The sequence below is a fragment of the Azospirillum sp. A1-3 genome, assembly GCF_023806445.1.
Taxonomy (GTDB): domain Bacteria; phylum Pseudomonadota; class Alphaproteobacteria; order Azospirillales; family Azospirillaceae; genus Azospirillum.
The window spans coordinates 365,021-375,000 of sequence record NZ_JAMSLU010000004.1 but is presented as its reverse complement, the minus strand read 5'-3'; the positions used below and the strand labels follow the sequence as shown (position 1 = coordinate 375,000).

Below are 9,980 nucleotides of genomic sequence, written 5' to 3'. Positions count from 1 at the left end.
CGCCTCCGGGTCCTTTTCGATCATCTCCAGGAAGCGGGCATCCCATTCGACGTTGTTGAAGCCGGCACGCTCGCCATGGACCTGATGCGACAGGCCGCCGGTGGCGACGATCACCACCTTCAGATCCTCCGGATAGCTTTCGATGGCACGGCGCAGCGCCTGACCCATCTTGTAGCAGCGCAAAGCGCTCGGGATCGGGAACTGCAGAACGCCGACCTGCAACGGCACGATGGGAACTGGCCAGTCCGGTTCGTGCGGCAGCAGCATCGACAGCGGCGAGAAACAGCCATGGTCGAGCGGCCGTTCCTGGAAGAAGGACATGTCGAACTCGTCCGCCATCAGCGAGGTGCCGATGTGGCGGGCGAGTTCCGCATGCCCCTTCACCGGGGGCAGCGCCCGCGCCCCGCCGCCCTCGTCGGCGACTTGGTAGGACTCGCCGATGCCCAGTGTGAAGGCCGAATAATGGTCGAAGAAGAAGGAGGTGACGTGGTCGTTGTAGACGAAGAACAGCACGTCCGGCTGCTTTTCGGCCAGCCATTGGCGGACCGGTTCATAGGCCGCAAAGATCGGTGCCCAGACGGGGTCGTTCTGCTTCTGGCGGTCGAAGGCGAAACCGATGGTTGGGGTGTGAGAGGTCGCGATCGACCCTAAGATGCGTGCCACGTTGTCCTCCTCGGGGGGTAGTTGGCTTTTTTTGTGAGTGGTTGTTTCGCTTGCCCCCACCCCGACCCTCCCCCGCTGGGCGGGGGAGGGAGCAAGTGCTTGTTCGGGAGAGCGGCGGCAGTCCCTCCCCCGCCCAGCTCTCGTACAAAGCATTGCTTTGTGCTGACGCGGCAGGCGGACTAGAGGTCCGCTGAGAGCGGGGGGATAGGTGGGGGTTTAACGCTGCACCTCACGGCGCTCCGCAAGCGCCGCCAGCACCTCGCGCGCGATGCGTCGCGCATCGTTCGGCACCTCGCCGCCGAAGCGCTCCTTCACGCCCAGGTCGGAGACCCATTGCTGGTGGGTGGCGGTGGCGGTGGGGAGGAAGCTGCTGACGCCGGCATGGTCCAGCGTCGCCGCAACCTCGCGCATTTCGGCGGCGCGGCGCTTTCCGTGGACGACGACCCGTTCCATTACGTGGTCGGCGAGGTCGGCGAAGTCGATGTTGGACAGCGACGAGGCGACCGACGGGATGATGCGGTCCTCGATCCCCAGCTTCACCGCGGCGGTGACGCATTCCATCGTCACGCTTTCGAAGCCCTTGATTGCGATGCTGCGGATCATCTTGATTGTGGAGGCGTCGCCCGTCCGCTCCGACACCAGTTCGAACGTCATGCCAAGCGCCGTCAGGATGGGGGCCGCCTTCGCCGCAGCCGGACCGCTGATCAGAAGCGGCGTCTGGTGCAGGCGGGGATGCACCGGCGCCATCACCGCCACGTCCACCGTGCCGGCGCCGTGCGCAGCCACCCGTTCCGCCGCGTCCGCCTTGCGGAAAGGGGCGGCGGAGTTGATGTCGAGCCACAGCAGGCCCGGATGCACGCCCGGCAGCACGCTGTCCGCCGCGGTCAGCACCTGATCGGCGGTGACGGCGGAGATGACCATGTCGGCCTTCGCCGCGGCCTCGGCGGCGCCGTCGACCGGCTCCACGTCCAGGGCACGGCATTCGGCGCGCTTGGCTTCGGCATGGGCCGGATCGTCGAACAGGATGTCGTAGGCGAGAACGGTGACGGGACCGCACGAGCGCCAGCCGCGGGTGAAGGCCTGGGCGGCTTCGCCGAAGCCGATGAAGGCGATGATGGTCGGGGCAGGGATCGGGTTGCTCATTCTGGTGTCCCGGTGGCTCAGTGCAGGGCGCCGCCGATGCCGCAGAGGGCGTCGAGCTTGGCGGGATCGTCGATCAGGGCTTGGCTGGCGCCGTCGAAGGCGATGCGGCCACGGCTCATCACCATGGTGCGCGGGGCGAAGGCGAGTGCCAGCTTGGCATGCTGCTCCACCATGATGATGGACAGGTTGCCCTCGTCGCGCAGGCGCAGCAGTGCATGGAACAACTGCTCCACGATCACCGGGGCCAGCCCTTCGAAGGGTTCGTCCAGCAGCAGCAGGCTGGGGTTCGTCAGCAGCGCGCGGCCGAAGGCCAGCATCTGCTGCTCGCCGCCCGACAGTTGGTTGCCCATGTTGGTGCGGCGCTGTTGCAGGCGGGGAAACAGGTCGTAGATACGCTCCAACGTCCAGGCGCCGGGACGCAGGCCGACGAGCAGATTCTCCTCGACGGTCAGGGAGGGGAAAATCTCGCGCTGCTGGGGGACGAAGCCGATGCCGGCATGCGCCCGGCGGTTCGGCCGTAGCGCTGCGATGTCGACGCCGCCAAGGCCGATGCGGCCGGCATGCAGGCGGGTCAGACCCATGATGGTGGCGAGCAGGGTGGTCTTGCCGACACCGTTGCGGCCGATGATCGACAGCTTGCCGCCGACCGGCAGGTCGAAGCTCAGATCCTCCAGCACCACGGTGGCACCGTAACCGGCGCGGACGTTCGACAGGGACAGCGCCTCAGGCATGGATGCCCTCCCCTAGATAGACGGACTTCACCGTCTCGTTGTTGGCGATCTCGTCCGGCGTGCCGCGGGCCAGCACAGCGCCCTGGACCAGCACGGTGATACGCTGGGCAAAGCGGAAGACGAGGTCCATGTCATGTTCGATGATGAGGACGGCGAGATCGCTGGCGAGGTTCTCCAGCACCTCGATCACCGTTCCGGTCTCCGTCGACGGGATGCCGGCGGCCGGTTCGTCCAGCAGCAGCACCTTCGGCCGCAGGGCCAGCGCTATAGCGATCTCCACCAGCCGCTGGCGGCCGTAGGGCAGTTCCCGCACCTCGCGGTTGCCCCAGGGATCGAGGCCGAGGCGACCGAGGATCTCATAGGCTTCGTCGCGGATCAGCCGGCGGTGCGACGGGCTGGGCAGCGGGCGCCAGCCCTGGCCGTGGAACTCGTCCAACGCCAGGATGACGTTCTCCGCCACCGTCAGGCTGTTGAACAGCGTGTTGATCTGGAAGGTGCGGACGAGACCGCGCTTCACCCGCGCCTCGATCGACAGCGCAGTCACATCCTCGCCGTCCAGGATGACCGAGCCGGAGGTCGGCGGGACAAGGCCGGTCAGCAGGTTGACGAAGGTGCTCTTGCCGGCGCCGTTGGGGCCGATCAGCGCCTCGAAGGTGCCGGGCTCCAGCGAGAAGTCGATGTTCTGCGCGACGGTCAGCGCGCCGAAATTCTTCTGGAGTGCGCGGGTTTCCAAGATGGGGTTTGGCATCACGCGGCCTCCTTCCGGTGCAGCAGGGCCATCAGGCGGTCGACCAGACCGATCAGCCCCTTCGGCGCGAACAGGACGATCACCGCCAGCAGCAGGCCGAGCCAGAAGTACCAGTAGGCAGGGTCGAGCGCCGACAGCCGGTCCTTGAACAGGGTGAAGACGACGGCCCCCAGCAGGGCGCCCCACAACCGGCCGGCGCCGCCCAGCGCCACGATGATCAGGATCTCGCCCGACAGGCTGAAATGCAGGACGTTGAGACCGACGAACTGCGAGGTCTGCGCCAGCAGCGCCCCGGCGATGCCGGCCAGCGCGGCGGAGACGATGTAGATCGACAGCAGGCGGCGCTGAACGCCGGTGCCGATGGCCTGCATGCGTACCCGGTTCTCGCGGATGCCGACCAGCGAGCGTCCATAGGGAGAGCGCGTCATCAGCACGGCGAAGACCACGACGACGCTCAGCACCGCCAGCGTGTAGAGGAAGGCTGTCAGGCCGAAGATATCGAACTCGAACAGGCCGGCGACGGGGGAGACGACCATGCCCTGCAAACCGTCGGCGCCGCCGGTCAGGGGCTTGGCCCGGTTGGCGATCTCGTAGACCAGCGACGCGAAGGCCATGGTCAGCATCAGTTGCCCCAGCCCGCGGGTGCGCAGGACCAGCACGCCGGTGGCCGCCCCCAGCAGGGCCGAGACCGCACCGGCCAGCAGCAGGGCGGACAGCGGCTCCGTCCAGCCGAGTTGGACCGATGCGATGCCGACCGCATAGGCGCCCAGCCCGAAGAAGACGGCATGGCCGAGCGTGACGATCCCGGCGAAGCCGACCAGCAGATCGACCGACAGCGCGAAGATCATGGTGATGGCGACCTGGGCGGCGAGCAGCCAGTAGGCCTCGCCGAACAGCAGGGTGGCGAGCGCGCCGAGGCCGAGCAGGACGGCGATGACGAGGTCGCTGCCGCCCCGGCCCATCGCCAGCCCCCGCCAGGTGGAGGGCGCCGCGGCCCCCTGGTAGGAGACGGAGAGGCTTTTCACAGGTTCGTTCCTTGGGATTGGCCGGGACATCGGTCGTTCCATGGGTCTCAGCTCCGCACGCCGAAGAAGCCGGCCGGCTTCGCCAGCAGGATGGCGATGACGACGCCGTAGATGAAGAAGGCGCCGAACTCCGGGATCAGGTACTTGCCGGCCACGTCGACGACGCCGATGCACAGCGCCGCCAGGAACGGGCCGAAGATGGACCCGAGCCCGCCGACCGCGACGACGATCAGGAACAGCACCAGATATTCCTGCCCGTAGGTCGGCGTGATCGACAGCACATCGGCACCGATGCCGCCGCCGAGCCCGGCGATGCCGGTGCCGAGCGCGAAGGTCAAGGTGAACAGCAGTCGGGTGTCGACGCCGACGGCCTCCGCCATATTGCGGTTGTCCACCGCAGCCCGGATGCGCATGCCCATGCGGGTGCGGCCGATCAGCAGCCACAGCGCAGCCAGGATGGCGATGCCGGCGACGATGACGAAGGCGCGGTAGGCCGGGAAGTCGATCCCGCCCAGCGTCACCTGGCCCGACAGGACCGCCGGGATCTCCGGCTGCTGCTGCAGTGGGCCAAAGGCCAGCGTGAAGCCGGCGATGGCCATGAACAGCAGGGCGATGGAGAACAGCACCTGCCGCAGCTCGTCGGCGCCGTAGAGGGTGCGGACCACCAGCCGCTCGACCACCGCCCCGGCCAGCGCCACCGTGACGAAGGCGGCCGGAAGGGCGATCCAGAATGGCAGCCCCAGCGACCGGGTCGCCATCACCACGACATAGCCGCCGGCCGCGGCGAAGGCGCCATGGGCGAGGTTGGCGAAGTTCATCAGGCCCATTGTGATGCCGAGCCCGACGGAGACGATGTAGAGGACCATCGCGAAGGCGAGGCCGTGGAACAGGATGGTCAGAGCAGCCGTGATCACGGGGCCGCACTCCCTTTTTCAAGAGCGGTGCCGGGACGGTTGGGAGAGGGTGGGGCGGTTACTTCGCCTTGCCCGGATCCTTGACCGCGGTGAAGGTTTCGAACTCGACGTTGCGCAGCGCGCCGTTCACCTTCTCCACCCGGCGGATGTAGATGTTCTGCACGATGTCGCGGGTCTCGGGATCGATGGAGACGGGGCCGCGCGGGCTTTCGGCGCTCCAGTGGCTCATGGCATCCACCGCGGCTTTGCCGTCGCCCTTGCCCTTCATCGCCTTGATGGCGTGGTGAATGGCGGCCATTCCGTCATAGCCGCCGACGGCCATGAAGGTCGGCGTGCTGTCGGCGCCATAGGCGGCCTGCCATGCCTTCAGGAAATCGGCGTTGGCCTTGCCGTCATGCGCGGTGGAATAATGGAAGCCGGTGACCACGCCCAGTGCCGCGTCGCCCATGTTGGGCAGCTCGTCCTCCACGGTCACCTCGCCGGAGCCGATCAAGCGGATGCCGGCCTCCTTCAGGCCCAGGCTCTGGTACGCCTTCATCAGCGCGGTCGACTGGGTGCCGCCGGGCAGGAAGACATAGAGCGCGTCGGGCTTGGCGTCCTTCACCTTCTGCAGGAAGGGGACGAAATCGGGGCTCTGGACCGGCACGCGGACCGATTGCACGACCGATTTGCCGTCACCCTTGAAGCCGGCGGTGAAGGCCTCTTCGGCTTCGATGCCGGGGGCGTAGTCGGAAACCAGCGTGTAGACGGTCTTGATGTCGGCCTGCTTGGACGCCCATTGCGCCAGCGGCTGGGTGAATTGCGGGATGGTCTGCGACACGCGGACGATGTAGGGCGAAGCCTTGGTCGTTGCCGACGCGGCGGCGTTCATGATGACGAAGGGCACCTTCGCCTGGGTGGCGATTGGGGCGATAGCGTTGGCGTTCGGCGTGAAGATGATGCCTGCCAGGAAGTCGACGTGGTCGCGCACCACCAGCTCCTGCGCCAGCCGCTTGGCGACGTCGGGGGCTGGGCCGGTGTCGTCGCGCACGACCAGTTCGACCGTGTCGTCGCCGAGGTCGTTCTTGTGCAGCTGTTCGTAGAGCCGCGCCCCGCGCTCGATCTGCTGGCCGAGCGAGGCGGTCGGGCCGGAGAGCGAGGCGATCAGACCGACCTTGTAGGCTTTTGCATCGGCGCTGCCCGCCATCGGCAGCAGGGCGGCCGCGGCCATGACGGTGCCGAGGGTGAGGGGGCGGAAACTGGTCATTGTGGTAGGTCCTCCCAGGGAATTTGTTGTGGGTGTTTTGGATAGGAGCGAAAAAAGCGCGTCAGCGCCCCAGCTCCTCCAGCCGGTCGACATAGACCAGCCCGGCCTCGGCCAGCGCCGGGCGCATGCTGTACATGTCCAGGCCCAGTTCGCCGGCCGCGAGGCGCTTGCGCTTGTCCTCCTCGTTCGCCGAGCGCTTCTGGCCCAGCGCCGCGACCTCCGCAGCGCGCGAGGCCGGGACCACGACGACGCCGTCATCGTCGGCGACGATCACGTCGCCCGGATTGACCAGTGCCCCGGCGCAGATCACCGGAATGTTGACGGAGCCCAGAGTCGCCTTGACGGTGCCCTTCGCCGAAACCGCCCGCGACCACACCGGGAAACCCATTTCCTGCAGGCTGGCCACGTCGCGGCAGCCGGCGTCGATCACCAGCCCGCGCACCTGCCGCGCCATCAGCGAGGTCGCCAGCAGGTCGCCGAACATGCCGTCGGTGTTGTCGGTGGTGACGCCGACCACAAGGATGTCGCCGGGGCGGCACTGTTCCACCGCCACATGCAGCATCCAGTTGTCGCCGGGTTGGGCCAGCACGGTGACGGCGGTGCCGGCGACCCGCGCCCCCGGCCAGACCGGGCGCATGTAGGTCTTCATCAGCCCCAGCCGCCCCATCGCCTCGTGCACGGTGGAGACGCCGAGCGTGGCGAGGCTTTCGACCGCCGCGCCATCGGCGCGGTCGATGCTGCGGACGACGACGCCGAGTTTGGTCGGGATCATGCCAGCTCCTCCAGCACCATCGGGAAGACGCGCTGGTAGGCCTCGCCGTGGGTCATGCCCTGCTTGGTGCCATAGGTGGCGCCGCGTCCGGCGTTGCGGCCGCCCTGGGCGCCGCGCTGCAACGCCACGCGGGTGTAGTAGTCCCACAGATGCGTCTGGGCCGGCAGCGTCTCGAACGCCTTGCGCTTGATGTCCCAAACCTCGTCGATGTTCAGGATGACGTTCGGCTTGAAGTCGCACTGTTCGGGCTGGTGCGGCTCGAACAGGAAGACCGGCGGGGCGCCGAGCGTCTTCGCGCCGGGATCGTGGCCGGCGGCCTGGGCGATGATGCGGGCTTGCTGGGCGAAGCGGGCGGCGTCGGGATGGTCGTAGTTGTAGGGGTCGGCCGCCGCATGGGTCAGGACGAAGGCCGGCTGGACGTCGCGATAGATGTCGACCAGCCGGTCCAGCATCTCGCGGTTCAGCGCCAGCGGATAATCCTCCGTATCGAAGAACTCGATCTCGGCGCCGAGGATCTCGGCGGCACGCAGGGCCTCGTCATGGCGCTGGCGCTTCACCGCCTCCAGCGTAGCGCCCGGCTGCTTCCACGCACCCTGGCTTTCGCCACGGGCGCCATAGGACAGGCAGACGATCTTGACGCGGTAGCCGCGTCTGGCGTGCAGCGCGATGGCGCCGCCGGCGCGCCAGACGAAGTCTCCAGGATGCGCGCTGACGACCAGCGCGCCCTTTTGCGATTGCGTGCTCATGGCGGTGTGCGCCTGTGGTTCGGGGGTTTGGTTGAATGACCGCCGTATTTGGACGGTCGTACAAATGCTAGGCACCGCCGCAGTCCTGTGTCAACATGAATTTGACGGACGTACAATCGACCAGATACGCCGTTCAAATTATTTGTACGGACGACCAAATGGCGGTAGGATGGCGGCAGTTGTTCCGCTCCATCCGATCCGGAGGTCGATGCCGTGCTGCCCGCGCAACGCCAGAACTCGATGAGGGAGGCGATCCTCGACGCCGCGGAAGATCTGTTTTCCAAGAACGGCTTCCGTGCGGTGTCGATGCGGGAGATCGCCCAGGCCTCGGGCGCCAATCTCGGCAGCATCAGCTATCATTTTGGCTCGAAGGACGGACTGCTGCGCGCGATCTACGAACGCCACTCCGGCCCGATGAACCGGCGCCGGCAGGAATTGCTGACGGAGGCGCAGCGTATCCGCGATCCCGACGACCGGCTGGAGGCGATCGTTCGCGCCTTCATCCTGCCGTCGCTGTCGCAGACGGAGGGCAGCATCGGCGGCGGTGCCCGCTTCGCCCGGCTGCGCGCCGTGGTGATGGCGGAGCGTCACGAAGAGGCGCAGAAGATCATCGCGGAGACCTTCAACCCCATCAATCTCGCCTTCATCGACGCGCTTCAGGCCTGCCTGCCGCATCTGCCGCGGGCCGACATCGTCTGGCGCACGCATTTCCTGCTGGGGGCGGTCAGCTACACGCTGATCAACCCCTGGCGGGTGACCCGCCTGTCGAACGGGGAGGCGAATGGCGAAAACACCGAAGAGGCGCTGGTCCAGATCGTCCGCGCCGCCGTCGCCGCCTTCCGCGCGCCGGCGGGGAGCGATCCCGCGCCCTGACAGATTAGGGAGCTTGAGACGATGACCGAGCAGATCGGCATCCGCTGCGCATTGATGCGCGGCGGCACCTCGAAGGGCGCCTATTTCCTGGCGTCGGACTTGCCGGATGACCCGGCGGCCCGCGACCGCATCCTGCTGGCGGCACTCGGCTCGCCCGATCCGCGCCAGATCGACGGCATCGGCGGGGCGCATCCGCTGACCAGCAAGGTGGCGGTGGTGTCGAAATCCGAACGTCCGGACTGCGACGTCGATTACCTGTTCCTGCAGATCGTGCCGGACAAGCCGATCGTCTCCGACAAGCAGAATTGCGGCAACATCCTGGCCGGCGTCGCCCCCTTCGCCATCGAACGCGGGCTGGTGCGGCCGTCGGGCGAGCGCACCACCGTGCGCGTCTACATGGTCAATTCCGACAGCAAGGCGGAGGTGACGGTGGAAACGCCGGACGGGCGCGTGCGCTATGACGGCGATGTCGCCATCGACGGCGTGCCGGGAACCCATGCCCCGGTGACCCAGGCCTTCCTCGACACGGAAGGGTCGGCCTGCGGCGCGCTGCTGCCGACCGGGCGGACGATGGACGAGATCGATGGCGTGCCTTGTACCCTGATCGACAACGGCATGCCGGTGGTCGTCCTGCCGGCCTCCGCCCTCGGCCTGACCGGCTATGAGGATGCCGACGCGCTGGAAGGCGATGCCGTCTTGAAGGAACGGCTGGAAAGGATCCGGCTTGCCGCCGGGCCGCTGATGGGGCTGGGGGACGTGCGGGCGCAGACGGTGCCGAAGCTGACCCTGGTGGCGCCGCCGCGCGACGGCGGAATGATCTGCACCCGGACCTTCACGCCTTTCAGCCTGCATGCCTCCATCGGCGTGCTCGGCGCGGTGACGGTGGCGACGGCCTGCCTGCTGGACGGATCGCCGGCCCATGCGCTGGCAGCGGTTCCGCCGGGGCCGTCCAAGCTCTGCGATGTGGAGCATCCGTCGGGCCGGCTGACGGTGGCGCTTGAGATCGATACCGCCGCCGCGGGCTTCAAGCTGCGTCGCGCAGCCCTGGTGCGGACGGCGCGGCTGCTGATGGACGGGACCGTGTTCGTTACACCCGCAGCCCAAGCTTGACCGACATGG

General features: G+C 67.7%; 11 protein-coding genes (1 of these 11 cut by a window edge). 2 read left to right on the top strand and 9 right to left on the bottom strand.

Features of this window, described 5'->3' with window-relative positions; all coding sequences use genetic code 11:
• The 9 genes from M5E06_RS23030 to M5E06_RS22990 form a co-directional block, all read right to left on the bottom strand.
• Nucleotides 1-663: the 5' portion of a gallate dioxygenase gene (locus M5E06_RS23030; protein ID WP_252140188.1), read on the bottom strand. The gene continues 630 nt to the left of window position 1, outside the view; 663 of the gene's 1,293 nt are visible here — the first part of the coding sequence; the start codon lies at nucleotides 661-663; its stop codon lies off the left edge, out of view.
• A 216-nt stretch (nucleotides 664-879) separates the two neighbouring features.
• Nucleotides 880-1,806 carry a DUF1932 domain-containing protein gene (locus M5E06_RS23025; RefSeq protein ID WP_252140187.1) on the bottom strand — a complete coding sequence of 309 codons (927 nt, stop codon included), beginning with the start codon at nucleotides 1,804-1,806 and terminating at the stop codon, nucleotides 880-882.
• 17 nt (nucleotides 1,807-1,823) lie between these two features.
• The gene (locus tag M5E06_RS23020) at nucleotides 1,824-2,537 is read right to left on the bottom strand and encodes an ABC transporter ATP-binding protein (RefSeq protein ID WP_252140186.1); all 714 of its coding nucleotides are present in this window, start codon (nucleotides 2,535-2,537) and stop codon (nucleotides 1,824-1,826) included.
• Nucleotides 2,530-3,285 carry an ABC transporter ATP-binding protein gene (locus M5E06_RS23015; protein ID WP_252140185.1) on the bottom strand — a complete coding sequence of 252 codons (756 nt, stop codon included), beginning with the start codon at nucleotides 3,283-3,285 and terminating at the stop codon, nucleotides 2,530-2,532. Before M5E06_RS23015 ends, M5E06_RS23020 begins: the two co-directional genes overlap by 8 nt.
• Entirely contained in the window at nucleotides 3,285-4,310 is a 1,026-nt protein-coding gene (locus tag M5E06_RS23010; protein ID WP_252140184.1) for a branched-chain amino acid ABC transporter permease, read from the bottom strand. Before M5E06_RS23010 ends, M5E06_RS23015 begins: the two co-directional genes overlap by 1 nt.
• Nucleotides 4,311-4,357: 47 nt before the next feature.
• Nucleotides 4,358-5,224, bottom strand: a complete 867-nt coding sequence (locus M5E06_RS23005) for a branched-chain amino acid ABC transporter permease (RefSeq protein WP_252140183.1) — start codon at nucleotides 5,222-5,224, stop codon at nucleotides 4,358-4,360.
• Nucleotides 5,225-5,282: 58 nt separating this feature from the next.
• The gene (locus M5E06_RS23000; protein ID WP_252140182.1) at nucleotides 5,283-6,470 is read right to left on the bottom strand and encodes an ABC transporter substrate-binding protein; all 1,188 of its coding nucleotides are present in this window, start codon (nucleotides 6,468-6,470) and stop codon (nucleotides 5,283-5,285) included.
• Nucleotides 6,471-6,531: 61 nt separating this feature from the next.
• The gene (locus M5E06_RS22995; protein WP_252140181.1) at nucleotides 6,532-7,242 is read right to left on the bottom strand and encodes a 4-carboxy-4-hydroxy-2-oxoadipate aldolase/oxaloacetate decarboxylase; all 711 of its coding nucleotides are present in this window, start codon (nucleotides 7,240-7,242) and stop codon (nucleotides 6,532-6,534) included.
• The gene (locus M5E06_RS22990) at nucleotides 7,239-7,988 is read right to left on the bottom strand and encodes a PIG-L deacetylase family protein (RefSeq protein ID WP_109151587.1); all 750 of its coding nucleotides are present in this window, start codon (nucleotides 7,986-7,988) and stop codon (nucleotides 7,239-7,241) included. The genes M5E06_RS22995 and M5E06_RS22990 overlap by 4 nt, the downstream gene beginning before the upstream one ends.
• A gap of 213 nt (nucleotides 7,989-8,201) precedes the next feature.
• On the opposite strand from M5E06_RS22990, the gene M5E06_RS22985 reads away from it, so the two are divergent.
• Together M5E06_RS22985 and M5E06_RS22980 are read left to right on the top strand one after the other, a co-directional pair.
• Entirely contained in the window at nucleotides 8,202-8,861 is a 660-nt protein-coding gene (locus M5E06_RS22985) for a TetR/AcrR family transcriptional regulator (RefSeq protein ID WP_252140180.1), read from the top strand.
• Between the two features lie 21 nt (nucleotides 8,862-8,882).
• A complete protein-coding gene (locus tag M5E06_RS22980; protein WP_252140179.1) occupies nucleotides 8,883-9,971 on the top strand; it encodes a 4-oxalomesaconate tautomerase in 1,089 nt (362 codons plus the stop codon).
• Nucleotides 9,972-9,980: the final 9 nt, after the last annotated feature.

Excerpts from the sequence above, each read along its gene's own strand:
- M5E06_RS23025 (WP_252140187.1), bottom strand. The coding sequence starts at position 1,806 with ATGAGCAACCCGATCCCTGCCCCGACCATCATCGCCTTCATCGGCTTC.
- M5E06_RS23020 (WP_252140186.1), bottom strand. The coding sequence starts at position 2,537 with ATGCCTGAGGCGCTGTCCCTGTCGAACGTCCGCGCCGGTTACGGTGCC.
- M5E06_RS23015 (WP_252140185.1), bottom strand. The coding sequence starts at position 3,285 with ATGCCAAACCCCATCTTGGAAACCCGCGCACTCCAGAAGAATTTCGGC.
- M5E06_RS23000 (WP_252140182.1), bottom strand. The coding sequence starts at position 6,470 with ATGACCAGTTTCCGCCCCCTCACCCTCGGCACCGTCATGGCCGCGGCC.
- M5E06_RS22995 (WP_252140181.1), bottom strand. The coding sequence starts at position 7,242 with ATGATCCCGACCAAACTCGGCGTCGTCGTCCGCAGCATCGACCGCGCC.
- M5E06_RS22990 (WP_109151587.1), bottom strand. The coding sequence starts at position 7,988 with ATGAGCACGCAATCGCAAAAGGGCGCGCTGGTCGTCAGCGCGCATCCT.
- M5E06_RS22980 (WP_252140179.1), top strand. The coding sequence starts at position 8,883 with ATGACCGAGCAGATCGGCATCCGCTGCGCATTGATGCGCGGCGGCACC.